The 16,323-nt window shown below is 44.5% G+C and carries 15 protein-coding genes; all 15 read right to left on the reverse strand.

Annotation, left to right across the window (positions count from 1 at the left end):
• Positions 1-253 precede the first annotated feature (253 nt).
• Positions 254-1,039 (reverse strand): cell division protein CpoB, encoded by a 786-nt coding sequence (cpoB, locus tag ABWP91_RS14305; protein ID WP_353243806.1) that lies wholly within the window; start codon positions 1,037-1,039, stop codon positions 254-256.
• Between the two features lie 22 nt (positions 1,040-1,061).
• Complete coding sequence (pal, locus tag ABWP91_RS14310) at positions 1,062-1,559, reverse strand: peptidoglycan-associated lipoprotein Pal (protein ID WP_047756402.1); 498 nt, start codon at positions 1,557-1,559, stop codon at positions 1,062-1,064.
• 44 nt (positions 1,560-1,603) lie between these two features.
• A complete protein-coding gene (gene tolB / locus ABWP91_RS14315) occupies positions 1,604-2,896 on the reverse strand; it encodes a Tol-Pal system beta propeller repeat protein TolB (protein WP_353243807.1) in 1,293 nt (430 codons plus the stop codon).
• Between the two features lie 146 nt (positions 2,897-3,042).
• Entirely contained in the window at positions 3,043-4,161 is a 1,119-nt protein-coding gene (gene tolA / locus ABWP91_RS14320) for a cell envelope integrity protein TolA (RefSeq protein WP_353243808.1), read from the reverse strand.
• A 51-nt stretch (positions 4,162-4,212) separates the two neighbouring features.
• Positions 4,213-4,635, reverse strand: coding sequence for a colicin uptake protein TolR (gene tolR / locus ABWP91_RS14325; protein WP_353243809.1), 423 nt, complete (start codon positions 4,633-4,635; stop codon positions 4,213-4,215).
• A gap of 17 nt (positions 4,636-4,652) precedes the next feature.
• The gene (tolQ, locus tag ABWP91_RS14330; protein ID WP_206085308.1) at positions 4,653-5,336 is read right to left on the reverse strand and encodes a Tol-Pal system protein TolQ; all 684 of its coding nucleotides are present in this window, start codon (positions 5,334-5,336) and stop codon (positions 4,653-4,655) included.
• Positions 5,333-5,737, reverse strand: a complete 405-nt coding sequence (gene ybgC / locus ABWP91_RS14335) for a tol-pal system-associated acyl-CoA thioesterase (RefSeq protein ID WP_219244294.1) — start codon at positions 5,735-5,737, stop codon at positions 5,333-5,335. Before ybgC ends, tolQ begins: the two co-directional genes overlap by 4 nt.
• 125 nt (positions 5,738-5,862) lie before the next feature.
• Entirely contained in the window at positions 5,863-6,150 is a 288-nt protein-coding gene (ybgE, locus tag ABWP91_RS14340) for a cyd operon protein YbgE (protein ID WP_353243810.1), read from the reverse strand.
• Positions 6,151-6,154: 4 nt separating this feature from the next.
• Positions 6,155-6,268 carry a cytochrome bd-I oxidase subunit CydX gene (gene cydX, locus ABWP91_RS14345; protein ID WP_004909083.1) on the reverse strand — a complete coding sequence of 38 codons (114 nt, stop codon included), beginning with the start codon at positions 6,266-6,268 and terminating at the stop codon, positions 6,155-6,157.
• 11 nt (positions 6,269-6,279) lie between these two features.
• Positions 6,280-7,419 carry a cytochrome d ubiquinol oxidase subunit II gene (cydB, locus tag ABWP91_RS14350; protein WP_353243811.1) on the reverse strand — a complete coding sequence of 380 codons (1,140 nt, stop codon included), beginning with the start codon at positions 7,417-7,419 and terminating at the stop codon, positions 6,280-6,282.
• A gap of 13 nt (positions 7,420-7,432) precedes the next feature.
• A complete protein-coding gene (gene cydA / locus ABWP91_RS14355; RefSeq protein ID WP_353243812.1) occupies positions 7,433-9,001 on the reverse strand; it encodes a cytochrome ubiquinol oxidase subunit I in 1,569 nt (522 codons plus the stop codon).
• A gap of 860 nt (positions 9,002-9,861) precedes the next feature.
• Positions 9,862-10,734, reverse strand: a complete 873-nt coding sequence (gene sucD / locus ABWP91_RS14360) for a succinate--CoA ligase subunit alpha (RefSeq protein WP_219244297.1) — start codon at positions 10,732-10,734, stop codon at positions 9,862-9,864.
• On the reverse strand, positions 10,734-11,900 hold the full coding sequence (sucC, locus tag ABWP91_RS14365) for an ADP-forming succinate--CoA ligase subunit beta (RefSeq protein ID WP_206085302.1): 1,167 nt from the start codon (positions 11,898-11,900) through the stop codon (positions 10,734-10,736). Before sucC ends, sucD begins: the two co-directional genes overlap by 1 nt.
• A 132-nt stretch (positions 11,901-12,032) precedes the next feature.
• Positions 12,033-13,244 (reverse strand): 2-oxoglutarate dehydrogenase complex dihydrolipoyllysine-residue succinyltransferase, encoded by a 1,212-nt coding sequence (odhB, locus tag ABWP91_RS14370; protein WP_353243813.1) that lies wholly within the window; start codon positions 13,242-13,244, stop codon positions 12,033-12,035.
• 14 nt (positions 13,245-13,258) lie between these two features.
• Positions 13,259-16,072 carry a 2-oxoglutarate dehydrogenase E1 component gene (sucA, locus tag ABWP91_RS14375; protein ID WP_353243814.1) on the reverse strand — a complete coding sequence of 938 codons (2,814 nt, stop codon included), beginning with the start codon at positions 16,070-16,072 and terminating at the stop codon, positions 13,259-13,261.
• Positions 16,073-16,323 lie beyond the last annotated feature (251 nt).

Consider the following 16,323-nt stretch of genomic DNA (forward strand, 5'->3'; position numbering starts at 1 on the left):
CGACCAATTGATTAAAAGTCAACTGCTCTACCGACTGAGCTAACGACCCATCTAATTTGCTACTAATACATCTAAAACTAAATTTCTTGCTGTCTTGCGAGATTTTTGGTTAACCATATTCTCGTATCAACGGCGGCTTATATTACTGATTTCTGACGAGGGTGCAATGATTTTTTTGCAAAAAAAGATTGAATGCACACTTATCATACTGATAACCCCGAAATATTCGGTAATATCGCTTCGGGGCTAGATATTAAAGTGCACTTAGCTTTTTTTCAGCTAATTTAGAGCCCGCACTATTTGGATATTGTTTCAACACCTGTTGGTAAACAGCTTTCGCTTTATCTTTTTGTCCCTTGTCTTGCATGATCAGCCCAACTTTGTATAAGGCTTCACTGCTTTTTTGGGATTTTGGATATTGCTTCACTACAGTGGCAAAGTAGAATGCAGCGTCGTCCTTGCTACCTTTATTGTAGTTTAACTGCCCCAACCAATAGTTGGCGTTAGATTGATACCCTGACTTAGGATAGGCTTTAATAAAACCTTGTAATGCACTGATAGCATCATCAATTTGAGCTTTTGACTTGCTTTCCATTGCGAGCTTAACCGCAGCATTATAATCATCTTTCTCATTTCCACCTGTGTTGGCAGTTGCCGCTGGCGTATTTGAGGAAGATGATGTATTTGCTGAGCTTGTATCAGGCGCATCACCTGAGTTAGCTGAATTGCCGCCACCCGCATTGTCTAATTGCATGTACAAATCTTTTTGGCGCTCGATGACTTGATTCAATTTGTATTCACTTTCTTGAATCTGACCACGTAACATATCGATATCACGTTGGTTATCAGCGAGTTGCTGTTGAATTTGATACAGAATTTGACCTTGAGAAGATACCGCAGTCTCAAGTTGGGATAGACGGTCACCTGGAGAACCAGATCCGACATTGTTGATTGGCGCTTGGGCAATAGCGGCCCAAGGGGCCGCTACGCCAACCAATAACGACAGACCGACTAGTAAGTGTCTGAAGTTACTGTTCATAATAGATAATTTCGCTTATCTATTAGTATGCAATGACTGCACGACGGTTTTTCGCGTAGTCTGCTTCAGTATGACCTAACACAGCTGGTTTTTCTTTACCGTAAGAAACCAGTGAAACTTGGTCACCAGAAACACCTTTGCTTTGCAGGTACATTTTAACTGCATTAGCACGACGCTCGCCCAGTGCGATGTTGTATTCTGGAGTACCACGCTCATCCGCATGACCTTCAACAACAACACGTACAGATGGGTTGCTACGCAGGAATGCTGCGTGTGCATCTAACATATCAGCGTATTCTGGAGATACGTTGTATTTGTCAAAACCAAAGTAAACAGTGTTGTTTTGTTGCAGCTGTTCCATTTGCTGACGTGCCAGCTCTTCCGCAGACAGACCAGTGTTAGTTTGGTTAGTAGAAGTATCTACGCCATCTTGGTCATTGTTTTTGTTAGAGCTACAAGCTGCGACTGCCATGATTGGTAACGCGATCATCAGCCCTTTAAGCACTTTATTCAGTTGCATCGTTTTGATCCTTAATATTTTTTGCCACACATTATTATTATGCATCACAGATACGGAGACCAGGCAGGGAATTTGACCTGTCCATCAGTCGCCGGAAGACGCGCTTTGAAACGCCCGTCGGTCGAAACTAGCTGCAATATAGTCCCCAAGCCTTGAGAGGAGCTATAAATTACCATAGTGCCGTTAGGTGCGATACTCGGCGTTTCATCTAGGAACGTTTTCGTTAAAAACTCAACGTTGTTCGTTGCCAGATCTTGTTTGGCGACATGTTGCTGACCGCCGCCGGAGCTGACCATCACTAAGAAAGTACCATCCGGGCTAACATCAGCGTCCTGATTTTGTGTTCCTTCCCAAGATACACGTGTAGGACTGCCACCATTAATATTCGTTTTATAAATCTGCGGGCGTCCCGCCTGATCTGAAGTATAGACCAAAGTTTGGCTATCTGGCATCCAGCTTGGCTCAGTATTGTTACTGCGGCCATCGGTTACCTGACGAATTTGCCCACTCGCTAAGTCCATAACATATAAATTCAGGCTGCCTGTTTTAGACAGTGCAAATGCCAATTTTGTCCCATCTGGAGAGAATGCAGGTGCCCCATTATGACGAGGAAAAGACGCAACCTGACGAACTGCTCCTGAAGACAACGTTTGAATGACAAGTGCTGAACTACCGCTTTCAAAAGTTACATACGCCAGTTTTTCACCATCTGGTGACCAAGCAGGCGACATTAGAGGTTCTGGTGAACGGTGAACCGTGAATTGGTTGAAACCGTCGTAATCAGAAACTCGTAATTCATATGGATACTGACCGCCTTTGTTTACAACAACATACGCAATACGTGTACGGAATGCGCCACGAATGCCTGTTAGTTTTTCAAAGACTTCATCACTTGCAGTGTGCGCCGCATAGCGTAACCACTCTTTCGTGACTTTAAATTGATTTTGAGATAATACAGCACCTGGGTTAGCGGCAACATCCACTAACTGATAGCTGACCACAAAGCTGCCGTCTGCTGCTGGCTGTACTTGGCCGACAACCACCGCATTAATACCTAATGCAGTCCATGCATCTGGAATGACTTCAGATGCAGTGCCGGGTTGTTGAGGCATACGGCTTGGCTCAATCGGGTTAAATTTCCCGCTATTACGTAAATCAGCGCCCACGATTTGGCCAACTTCTTGTGGCGGTGCGCCTGCACCAGACCATTTAAAAGGCACCACACCAATTGGTTGAGCTGAGTTTACACCTTCAGTGATCTCAATACGTATTTCAGCCTGAGCCACTGTCGCCCATAGCATTAGGAACCCTAAAACTACTTTAAAAGCCTGCTTCATTCTTATCTCCCTTACTGCGTATTATTCACCACCGCAATAATTCGCTGAATTTTAACAAAGGTATAATAACAAAACTAGATACCACGCAAACTATTTATGCTATTGCCATGAACTTTTCAATACAGATAGCTCTGAGTTGTTGAAAATCAAGGCTTAAACACAACAGTGCTACCTGCTTTATTAAATGTATCATAGACCTCGCGGTTAGGCGGTTTTGGCATCGTAGCAAGTTTCGCTGCTCGTATTGCCGCATCACATAGCGCTGCGTCATTGGCCGGGCTATTTTTTGGGGTAATACTTACTAATAAGCCATCTGGTGCAAGCTTCAATTGCAGTTCACACGTCCGTCCACGAAACGTATCCGAATCATAGAATTTGCTTTGAATTGCCGCTTTTACTTTACCTGCATAGCTATCAACATCTGCATTAGAAGCACCCGATTTTTTACCACCACCCGTTCCTGCCGCGGTTTCACCGCCTTTTTTGCTCGGACCCGATGCCGTTAAGTCGCCCAGTAAGTCATCAACTGAAGCGGCGTTTTTAGCTGCTTCCGCCTTGGCTTTAGCGGCTTTTGCTTTAGCTTCTTTGTCTGCTTTTTCTTTCGCTTCTTTATCAGCCTTGGCTTTGGCTTCTTTATCGGCTTTTACTTTAGCCTCTTTTTCCGCTTTTTCTTTGGCTTCTTTTTCGGCTTTTTCTTTCGCTTCTTTTTCGGCTTTGGCTTTAGTGGCTTCAGCTTCTTTTTGCGCTTGAGCTTCGGCTTTGGCTTTTTCTGCCGCTTGCTCTTTAATTAATTTTTCTTTTTCGGCTTTTGCTTTCGCAGCTGCTTCTTCCGCTATTTTTTGCTCTTCCTTCGCTTTCTTCGCGGCGTCTAACGCTTTTTTCTGTTGTTCTTCAGCTTGTTTTTGTTGCTCAGCTGTATCACGTTCAGTTTTAATGCGTTCTTCTTCTAGTTTTTGAAGGCGTTTTTGTTCCTTCTCTTGCTGTTCCCTTAGCTCGGCATCTTGCTTCTGCTCTTGCTCTTTGCGCTCTTTAGCCGCTTGTCTGGCCATGTTTTGTTGTTTTTGCATTTCTTCATATTGCTCAACAACCACGCCAGGGTCGACCATCACCGCATCGATGACAGTCCCTTCTTCTCCGCCACCACCAAGTTTGACGACGGAAACTAAAGAGCCTATAACAATCAAACCAATCAACAGGACGTGCAGAACCACTGACATCACAAGTGACCGGTTTAAGTTATCTTTTTTCTCTTTTGTCTTTCCCACTCTGGTATCCAAAAAAAGATGTGTGACTTATTCAAACCACAACAACTCAGCCTAAATAGGCTGAGTCATCAAGCCGACAGATTTAATCCCTGCGCTGTGCAAAATGTTCAATGCCTTAATCACTTCCTCATAAGGCACTTCTTTTGCGCCCCCAATTAAGAAAACCGCTTTGGGATTTTTCTCTAATTGAGCTTTAGCTTCAGCCGCAATCTGTTCTGGTGGAAGCAATTCTAACACCTCGCCATCAAGGCGCATATTGTATTGCCCCACTCCCGATACTTCTAAAATAATCGGAGGGTTATCACTTGATGATACGGTTTGTGTATCTGTAGCATCCGGTAATTCAACTTCCACACTTTGGGAGATAATGGGTGCAGTTGCCATAAAGATCAGCAAAAGTACCAGCAAGACATCCAGCAATGGAACGATGTTAATTTCGGATTTCAGCTCACGTTTGCGACTAGTGCGCGCCATTCGCTTATCTCCCCGTATTATTTCTTATCAGCAGAGAAGGCTTGACGATGCAAGATGGCTAAAAATTCTTCCATAAAGTTATCGTAGCTTTGTTCTAACTTGTTAACACGCTGGTTTAAGCGGTTATACGCCATCACCGCTGGAATTGCGGCAAACAGACCAATCGCAGTTGCGATCAAGGCTTCAGCAATCCCCGGCGCAACCATTTGCAGTGTCGCTTGTTTAACCGCACCTAATGCGATAAAGGCATGCATGATCCCCCAAACTGTACCAAACAAACCAATATACGGGCTAATTGACCCGACGGTACCTAAGAATGGGATGTGTGCCTCTACGGATTCTAACTCACGATTCATGGAAATACGCATTGCACGGGATGCCCCAGTAACCACGGCATCAGGTGCATGGATATTCGCTTGATGTAAACGAACAAACTCTTTAAAGCCTGAGTGGAAAATTTGTTCTGCGCCACTGAGTTCATCACGACGCGCTTGGCTTTCTTTATATAAGCGCGATAGCTCGATTCCTGACCAGAACTTATCCTCGAATGCCTCTGCTTCACGGCTAGCGGCATTTAAAATTTTGGTTCTTTGAATGATGATCGCCCATGATGCGATAGAAAAACCGATCAAAACGAACATAATGAGCTGAACCAAAAGGCTCGCTTTTAGGAATAAATCCAGGATATTCATGTCAGTCACTGTTTAAACTCCGCGACAATAGACTTAGGAAGCGCTGTAGGCTTCATTTTTGATGTGTCCACACAAGCAATAAGGGCATTAGCCCCACAAAGCAGGTTACCTTGCGAATCAACTAACCTTTGATGAAAGGTTAATGAGGCGCGTTTCATTTCAACGATTTGCGTCTCAACTTCCAACATGTCATCCAACCGAGCGCCCTTCACAAAATCAATTGTCATGCTACGCACAACAAAGCCAAGGTTCTCGGTAAGCATACTTTGCTGGTTGATCCCTTTATTTCGCAACATTTCTGTTCTTGCTCGCTCAAAAAAAGCTAAATAGCGTGCGTGATAAACCACACCGCCCGCATCTGTATCTTCATAATACACGCGAACAGGCCAGCGAAATAACATATCAACCACTCCGTCTTAGGTTAAATTCATTAACGGTGCCACTATACGCAAGACAGTGTCAGTTTGGAATCACTTTGAAAGTAAAGATATCAAAAATAATTATGGGTCCATTGACCCACAATTAGCAATTAGAATTATCTAAAGACTTGAAAAAGTCCCCAAATAAGAATGATGGCAGCTGGCAATGGGTGAAATAGTGCACGGAAGATAACTTTTTGCGGTTTAAAACCCACACCAAAAATCATCGACGTACACGTTGCCCAAATTAATAATAGCCCTTGCCAAATGAGGAATGAACTGGTTTTGGCTGCAAATAGGCTCGGGTCCCACATGACAGCGCCAGCTGTTATTAAAGCTAAAATAAGGATAAGGGCCCTTATCGGCCCCTTATCCATTAGCTGATAGGTTTTATCCACCAGCATTTATTTACTCACCATCTTTAGCGGCTTTAGAGTCTTCAGAGTGCTCTAACGCGAGTGCTGCAATCACTGCAAAACTACAAGCTAACAGCGTGCCGAGGATCCAGGCGAAATACCACATAGTTATGCTCCTTAATACAGTGAGTGCTTGTTGCCTTCGATGAAGTTTTTGTCCAAACGACCAAACATTTTGTAGTAACACCAAGCGGTGTATGCCAGTACGATTGGAACAAAGATAATAGCAACCACGGTCATCACTTGCAGAGTAAACAGGCTAGAAGTCGCATCCCACATGGTCAAGCTTGCATTTGGCATGATGCTTGAAGGCATGATGAATGGGAACATTGCTACGCCGCAAGTTAAAATGATACAAGCGATGGTTAATGAAGAACTAACAAACGCCCAACCATTTTTGTCTGCTTTACTGAACAACATAGTCAGTAATGGCAGCGCCAGACCCAGTCCAGGCAGAGCCCACAGGATTGGGTAAGTGTTGAAGTTAGTCAACCAAGCACCTGAAACTACTTCGACTGTTTTGTTCAGTGGGTTTGATACAGCATGGTGATCCAGTGTTGAGGTCACAACATAGCCATCAATTCCCATCACTAACCAAACGCCTGCGCCCGCAAAGGCTAACAGTGTGACTAATGCACAGATATACGTTGCTTTACGCACACGTAAGTACAGTTCGCCCGTAGTACGCATTTGCAGATAAGTTGCACCTTGGGTAACAATCATCATTAAACCGACTACACCAGCTAACAGACCGTATGGGTTTAGCAGACCAAACAGGTTACCTGTATAAGTCAGGTACTGCTGGTTATCAATTTGCAGCGGAACACCCAGTAACAGGTTACCAAACGCAACACCGATAACTAATGGTGGAACGAAACCACCGATAAACAGACCCCAGTCCCACATATTACGCCATTTTGAGTTCTCCAGTTTTGAACGGTAGTCAAAACCCACCGGACGGAAGAACAATGCTGCTAATACCAAAATCATGGCGATATAGAAACCAGAGAATGACGCAGCATAGACTTGTGGCCATGCAGCGAACATCGCACCACCCGCGGTGATTAACCAAACTTGGTTACCATCCCAGTGCGGTGCAACGGCGTTAATCATGATACGGCGTTCAGTATCTGTTTTACCTAAGATAGGTAATAAGAAGCCAACGCCCATGTCAAAGCCATCCGTGACAGCAAATCCAATCAGTAATACACCGATAAGGATCCACCACACAAACCGAAGAACTTCATAATCAAACATAAGTGGCTCCTATTTACTGAACGTCGTGTGCAGAAGTATTTTTCTGTTCAAAGTGATAGCGGCCAGTTTTCAGGCTGCTAGGCCCTTTACGAGCAAATTTGAACATTAAGAACATTTCAGCAATTAAGAACAGTGTATACAGACCACCGATCAGCACTAAAGAGAAGATCAGGTCATGGGTGGTTAAATTGGAGTGCGCAACCGACACAGGTAACACCTCACCAATTGCCCATGGCTGACGACCATATTCGGCAACAAACCAACCCGCTTCGATTGCAATCCATGGTAATGGGATACCAATCAAGGCGATACGTAACAATAGTTTGCTTTTACCGATACGGTTGCGAACCACTGACAGGAATGCCCAGCTGATGATTAACAGTAACAGGAAGCCGACACCAACCATGATGCGGAACGCCCAGAACAGAGGACCGACGTTCGGGATACTGTCTTTAACAGCTTGTTGAATCTGCGCTTCTGTCGCATCAACCACGTTTGGTGCGTATTGTTTTAACAGAAGGCCGTAACCCAAGTCTTTTTTGCTTGCTTCGAATGCGGCACGCAAATCAGGATCTTTGTTACCCGCTAACAACTCTTGTAACTGACCATATGCAACCATACCGTTACGGATACGAACTTCGTGTTGTTTCATCAGGTCTTTCAGACCTAATACAGGCGTATCGATAGAACGGGTTGCAATGATACCCATCGCCCACGGAATCGAGATAGCAAATTTGTTTTCTTGCTTCTCTGTATCTGGCCAAGCGATTAAGTTAAACGCTGCAGGTGGAGCATGAGTTTCCCACTCTGCTTCAACGGCAGCCAGTTTGGTTTTCTGAACGTCACCCATTTCGTAACCTGATTCATCACCAAGAACGATAACAGACAGAACGGCAGCAATACCAAAGCTTGCAGCAATAGCAAAAGAACGTTTAGCAAAAGCAACATCACGACCTTTAAGCAGATAGTAAGAGCTAATACCAAGGATAAACATTGCACCGGTACAGTAACCCGCAGCAACTGTGTGGACGAACTTAACTTGCGCAACTGGGTTTAAAACTAGCTCAGAGAAGCTGAGCATTTCCATACGCATGGTTTCGTAGTTGAAATCAGCAGCGATTGGGTTTTGCATCCAACCGTTCGCAACTAAAATCCACAAAGCAGAGAAGTTAGAACCTAAAGCAACTAACCATGTTACAGCCAGGTGTTGTTTTTTGCTTAAACGATCCCAACCAAAGAAGAATAAACCAACAAAAGTAGATTCTAAGAAGAATGCCATCAAACCTTCGATTGCAAGAGGTGCACCGAAGATATCTCCGACATAGTGTGAATAGTAAGACCAGTTAGTCCCGAATTGGAACTCCATAGTCAAACCTGTTGCAACACCCAGAGCAAAGTTAATACCAAATAACTTACCCCAGAACTTAGTCATATCTTTATAAATTTGCTTGCCAGACAGCACATATACCGTTTCCATGATCGCAAGCAAAAACGCCATACCGAGCGTTAATGGTACGAACAGGAAGTGATACATTGCAGTGAAGGCAAACTGTAATCGTGACAGTTCGACAATATCAAACATCTTGACTCCTTGCTCCTAGCAGGAAGACACCGACTTGCGGCAACCCGGCTTCCAAATTATGTTTTTAGAAAGCCTCTTAACTACCAGCAAAAAATGCCTCAAAACAACAAATAATTAACAAAATTAAAAGAACGAACGTTACTATAATAATAGTACGCCTATCTTCACACACAATAAACTTCTTTTACGTGACTCAGATTTGAATTCTGAATTTACATCAATAATTATACTCTTTAATAGAAACTCGAGTATTTGATCAAGCACCAATTTAAGCAATTTGTTCAAATAAAGCCAGCGCCAATGAATTGATTTACGTCAATTTTTTTCGCATTGTTAATTGCTCTGAGCACCAGTCAATTAATGGTTATTTACTTGTTAAGATGCTGTTATTGATATTGATATAAATGTACTTAATTTTTCCAAAGATTAACAAAAAATATAATCTTTGTATTAAGGACTCCAAAAAAGAATATTTAATTTGTAATAGTATCTTATTTTAAAATTATTATGAATTTTATTAATATACGAATTTAACTCAACTAAATCCCTATATTCGGATAATTGATTCTCCCTAAAAGTTATAAATTTGATGTGCAGCAATTTCGCTATTTTTTGCATAAAGTGCGAACACACCCCATTTTTGCCAATCTACATCCTTTGTTCCCCCTCATAACCGCTATGAGCGTGTTTTCAAGTACATTTTTTTAAAGTATAGACACTCTTTTTTAGAAAACCTTAAAAGTGGTGCAGAAATTATGTTAGGCCTTGTGAGCATGGCCCAACGCGAGGCACAAAAAAACCCGTACTTGAATAAGCACGGGCTTTCGTCTCTTACGGTTGCTAGTTGCCTAGCGGATCAATTACTTGTTCAGTAATGATTTAACGGCATCACCGATGTCTGCAAGGCTACGAACGGTTTTCACGCCCGCCGCTTCTAATGCAGCAAATTTCTCATCCGCAGTACCTTTACCGCCAGCAATGATTGCACCAGCGTGACCCATACGTTTGCCTTTCGGCGCAGTCACACCCGCGATGTAACCTACAACAGGTTTAGTCACGTGCTCTTTAATATAAGCTGCTGCTTCTTCTTCTGCATTACCACCGATTTCACCGATCATCACGATCGCTTCAGTTTGTGGGTCAGCTTGGAACATTTTCAGGATATCAATGAAGTTTGAACCTGGGATTGGGTCACCACCGATACCAACACAGGTAGATTGGCCTAAACCTGCATCTGTCGTTTGTTTAACCGCTTCATACGTCAGTGTACCTGAACGTGAAACGATACCGACTTTACCGGGTAAGTGAATGTGGCCAGGTTGGATACCAATTTTACATTGACCTGGAGTGATAACACCAGGGCAGTTTGGACCAATCATGCGAACGCCAGCTTCATCTAATTTCACTTTGACAGTCAGCATATCCAGCGTTGGGATACCTTCAGTGATAGTGATGATCAGTTTAATGCCTGCATCGATAGCTTCTAAGATAGAATCTTTACAAAATGGTGCTGGAACGTAGATAACAGATGCGGTTGCGCCCGTTGCTTCGACAGCTTCGCGCACAGTGTTAAATACTGGCAGACCTAGGTGCGTTGTGCCGCCTTTACCCGGAGTCACACCACCAACCATTTGTGTTCCATAAGCAATTGCTTGTTCTGAGTGGAATGTACCTTGACCACCAGTGAAACCTTGGCAAATTACTTTGGTGTTTTTATCGATTAAAATAGACATTATTTAGCCTCCGCTGCTGCTACTGCTTTTTTAGCTGCGTCAGTCAGGCTGTTTGCAGCGATAATGTTCAAGCCGCTGTCTGCCAGTTTCTTAGCACCTAACTCAGCATTGTTACCTTCTAAACGCACAACTACGGGTACATTTACGCCCACTTCTTCAACTGCACCAATGATGCCGTCTGCAATCAGGTCGCAACGAACGATACCACCAAAGATGTTAACGAAAACCGCTTTTACATTTTCATCAGAAAGAATGATTTTAAATGCTTCAGTCACACGCTCTTTTGTCGCGCCGCCGCCAACGTCTAAGAAGTTAGCCGGTGCACCGCCGTGCAGTTTAACGATGTCCATGGTGCCCATTGCTAGGCCCGCACCGTTAACCATACAACCGATGTTGCCGTCTAGTGCAACGTAGTTCAGTTCCCACTGAGCCGCTTGTGCTTCACGCGCATCTTCTTGAGATTCGTCACGTAGTTCACGGATTTCAGGCTGACGATATAATGCGTTGCTGTCGATGCCTAATTTACCATCTAAGCATACTAAGTCGCCCGCTGTGCTGATAACCAGTGGGTTGATTTCAGCTAATGCTAAATCGCGCTCAAGGAACAGCGTCGCCAGACCCATGAAGATTTTCGCGAATTGGCTAACTTGTTTGCCCGTTAAGCCTAATTTGAACGCTAATTCACGGCCTTGGAAAGGCATTGGCCCTGTCAGTGGGTCGATAATCGCTTTGTGGATCAGTTCTGGTGTTTCTTCAGCAACTTTCTCAATTTCCACGCCACCTTCAGTCGATGCCATGAAAACAACGCGACGGGTGCTACGGTCTACAACCGCACCTAAATATAATTCTTTTGCAATGTCAGTCGCCGTTTCAACCAGAATTTGGTTAACTGGCTGACCGTTTGCATCTGTTTGATAGGTAACTAAGTTTTTACCTAACCAATTTTCTGCGAAGGCTTTAACTTCGTTGATATCGCTAGTGACTTTAACGCCACCAGCTTTACCACGTCCACCTGCGTGAACTTGGCATTTAATTACCCATGGGCCGTTGCCAATTTTTTTCGCAGCATCGACGGTTTCAGCGACTGATGAACAGGCATAACCTGTTGGTGCAGGCATCCCATAACGTGCAAACAACTGTTTTGCCTGGTACTCGTGTAAATTCATGATGTTCTATCCATAATTGAGTCTGAAGAGGCGTTTATTCGCCTCCTGCAATTGTTACTGATTTAGCAACCCGCGAACGGGCTGCATCGGTTACTTCAGACCGGGCAGGTTGTTCCCTGCCCTGTTATGTTGCTATACGTCCAGCAGTAAACGAGTTGGATCTTCCAGCATATCTTTGATAGCGACTAAGAAGCCGACTGACTCACTACCATCGATTAAGCGGTGGTCATAAGACAGCGCTAAGTACATCATAGGAAGAATCTCTACCTTACCATTTACAGCCATAGGGCGGTCTTTAATGGCATGCATGCCTAAAATTGCGCTCTGTGGTGGGTTAATGATAGGTGTAGACATCAGAGAACCAAATACGCCACCATTAGTAATAGTGAAGTTACCGCCGCTTAAGTCTTCAACAGTTAATTTACCGTCACGACCTTTAACAGCCAGTTCTTTAATTTTCTTCTCGATATCAGCCATGCTCATTGCATCGACATCGCGCAGTACTGGAGTGACCAGACCACGAGGTGTTGATACCGCGATGCTGATATCAAAGTAGTTATGGTAAACCACATCACTGCCATCAATAGAAGCGTTCACTTCTGGATAGCGTTTCAGTGCTTCAACCGCAGCTTTAACATAGAAAGACATGAAACCTAAACGTACGCCATGACGTTTTTCGAACGCTTCGCCGTACTGTTTACGTAAGTCTTTGATTGGTTGCATGTTGATTTCGTTAAACGTGGTCAACATTGCCGTGGTGTTTTTCGCTTCTAACAGACGCTCTGCGATACGTTTACGTAAACGTGTCATTGGAACACGTTTTTCGCTACGGTGCGCTAAAGGAGCCTGTGGTGCAGCTGGTGCTGAAGCTGCTGGCGCTGCGGATTTGTTTGCCGCTAAGTGTTTTTCAACATCTTCACGTGTTAAACGACCGCCAACACCCGTACCTTTAATGTTCGCTGGGTTCAGGTCATGTTCTGCAATCAGACGACGAATTGCTGGGCTCAGCGCATCGTTGCTTTCATCTTCTAAGCTCGCCGTTTGGCGCTGAGCTGGCGTTGCTTCTTGCGCGCTTTTCACTTCCGCAGGAATGCCAGTGCTGTCGCCTAAACGAATACGACCTAACAGTTGCTTAGATAATACCGTTGCGCCTTCGTCTTCAACGATAGCTTCTAATACGCCCGCTTCGCTCGCTGGTACTTCCAGTACCACTTTATCTGTTTCGATCTCAACCAGGACTTCATCACGCTGAACACTGTCACCTGGTTTTTTATGCCATGTGGCAACCGTAGCATCAGCAACGGACTCAGGAAGATCGGGAACAAGAATTTCTACGCTACTCATTTTCTATCCTTTAATTATTCAATGTTCAAAGCGTCATTGACCAGAGCTTTCTGTTGCTCTTGGTGTACGGACGCATAGCCAACTGCTGGAGATGAAGAAGCAGCTCGACCTGCATAACGTAAAGTTGCCCCAGCTGGGATAGCTTCACGGAAATTATGTTGACTGCAATACCAAGCGCCTTGGTTTAATGGCTCTTCTTGACACCATACAAAGTCTTTCACACCGGTAAATTGCGCCAACGCTTTTTGGATGTCTTCGTGTGGGAACGGATACAGCTGTTCGATACGCACGATAGCCACATCAGTTTGTTCATTCTTACGACGTTGCTCTAACAGATCGTAATAAACTTTACCTGAACACATCACGACGCGTTTCACATTTTTCGGATTGATTTCATCGATTTCACCAATAACTGGTTCAAATGTGCCATTTGCCAGTTCTTCCATGCTAGACACTGCTAACGGGTGACGCAGCAGAGATTTCGGTGACATCACAATCAGAGGACGACGCATGCCACGCAGGGCTTGACGACGTAACATGTGATAAACCTGAGCCGGTGTTGACGGCACACACACTTGCATGTTTTGGTCAGCACACAGTTGCAGGTAACGCTCTAAACGTGCAGATGAGTGCTCTGGGCCCTGACCTTCATAACCATGAGGTAGTAACATTACCAGACCACACATACGACCCCATTTTTGCTCACCAGAGCTAATAAATTGGTCGATAACCACTTGCGCACAGTTAGCGAAGTCACCGAATTGCGCTTCCCAAATGGTCAGTGCGCGAGGTTCAGTTGTTGCATAACCGTATTCGAACGCTAATACCGCATTTTCAGTCAGAACAGAGTCCCAAACGTTGAACACGCCTTGGCCATTATGAATGTTTTGCAGTGGAACGTAGACAGAACCATTCGTTTGGTTGTGAACAACCGCATGACGGTGGAAGAAGGTTCCGCGACCCGCATCTTCACCGGATAAGCGCACTGGAACGCCTTCATCAACTAACGTTGCATACGCTAAAGTCTCAGCTGCACCCCAGTCGAGTAATTTATTGCCTTTCGCCATTTCTGCACGGTCAGCGTAGATTTTTTCAACACGAGATTGCGCGACAACGCCTTCAGGGATCGTGCTGACTTTAACAGCCAGATCTGTTAAGCGTTTAATATCAACTGTTGATTTGTAGGATGCATCCCACTCGTGGTTCAAATACGGAGCCCATGTGTATGAGTTCAGCCCCATCTCACGGTACTCTTCAACCACACAGTTACCCGCATCTAACGCATCACGGTACAGGTTAACCATTTCAGTCACATCATTTGCACTCAATACGTTTTCTGCAATTAAGCGGTCTGCGTAGATTTTACGTGGTGTTGGGTGCTGTTTGATTTTTTGGTACATCACAGGCTGAGTTGCACTTGGCTCATCGGCTTCGTTATGACCATGACGGCGGTAACACACTAAATCGATCATGACATCGCGTTTAAAGGTATTACGGAAATCCAGCGCTAAACGTGTAACAAATGAAACCGCTTCTGGGTCATCTGCATTCACGTGGAAAATTGGCGCCTGAACCATCTTCACGATGTCAGTACAGTATTCAGTTGAACGTGTATCTTTCGGGTTTGAGGTGGTGAAACCAATTTGGTTGTTAATAACGATACGCATGGTACCGCCCACTTCATAACCGCGTGCTTGAGACATGTTCAGGGTTTCTTGCACAACGCCTTGGCCAGTTACTGCTGAGTCACCATGAATAGTGATTGGCAGAACCATGTTGCTGCGACCTTCATCTAAACGGTCACGACGAGCGCGTACAGAACCGATTACCACTGGGCTAACGATTTCAAGGTGCGATGGGTTAAACGCCAGCGCTAAGTGAACACGTGAACCTGCGGTTTCAAAGTCAGATGAGAAACCTTGGTGATATTTAACGTCACCCGCACTTGAATGATCTTTGTGTTTACCTGCGAACTCATCAAACAATTCGCCCGGTTTTTTACCTAAGATATTAACCAGTACGTTTAAACGACCACGGTGGGCCATACCCAGCACAACTTCGCGAGTATCTTGTTTGCCAGCGTGGTGGATTAAGTCTTTCAGCATTGGGATCAGTGAATCACCACCTTCCAATGAGAAGCGTTTTGCACCCGGGAATTTAGCCCCGATGTAGCGCTCAAGACCTTCAGCCGCCGTTAACTCAGACAGGAAGCGTTTTTTCTCATCCGCAGAGAAAATTTTAGACACGTCAACAGACTCAAGACGTTGTTGGATCCAACGTTTTTCTTCTGTATTCGTGATGTGCATATATTCCGCACCGATTGAACCGCAGTAAATGCGTTTCAGGTTGTCATATAGCTCGCTGAGTTTCATGGTTTCTTTGCCGATAGCAAAAGAACCGACGTTGAAGGTTTCGTTGAAATCTTCTTTCGTTAAGTTATGGAATGCTGGGTCTAAATCTGGAACAGATTCGCGATTCCATAGCCCTAACGGGTCAAGGTTAGCATTTTGATGTCCGCGAAAGCGGAATGCATTAATTAGCTGCAAAACTTTGACTTGTTTTGCATCGATAGCAGGATCGCTAACAGAGGTGTGATAACGAGTAGAGTCTTTTGCTAAGCGGCGGAAGTAATCGCGCGCTTGGGAGTGGAATTGCTCACCATTGGTGCCGAGGGTTGCACCAGGTAGTTGCTCAAAAATGGCTTTCCACTCGGCATCGACAGAGTTAGGGTCAGTCAGATAATCTTCATAGAGCTGTTCTATATAAGTCTGGTTCGCGCCTGCCAGAAAGCTTGAATCCAGCCAGTCCTTCATTACGCCGTTCTGCATTGTGATCCCTTAAGCTTTAAAAGCTTTAGTTTTCGCCGTGGTTAACTAATCGCCGCATTTAAGCGACCTCGATAAAGGTTCTCTTGGACGTGCTTTATGCATGTTCTCTCTTTGGGAGGCCCTTTATCAGTAAGGGTTTCCCTTTTAAGGAACCTTTAAAAACTGGCTGCGGTTTTTAAAGGCCCCTAAGATTACGCTTTCGTCTTCTTCATCTTTTGCAGTTGGCTATTTTTTTTACTTTTTACTGTTAC

The sequence above is a fragment of the Providencia sp. genome (assembly GCF_040396775.1).
Taxonomy (GTDB): domain Bacteria; phylum Pseudomonadota; class Gammaproteobacteria; order Enterobacterales; family Enterobacteriaceae; genus Providencia.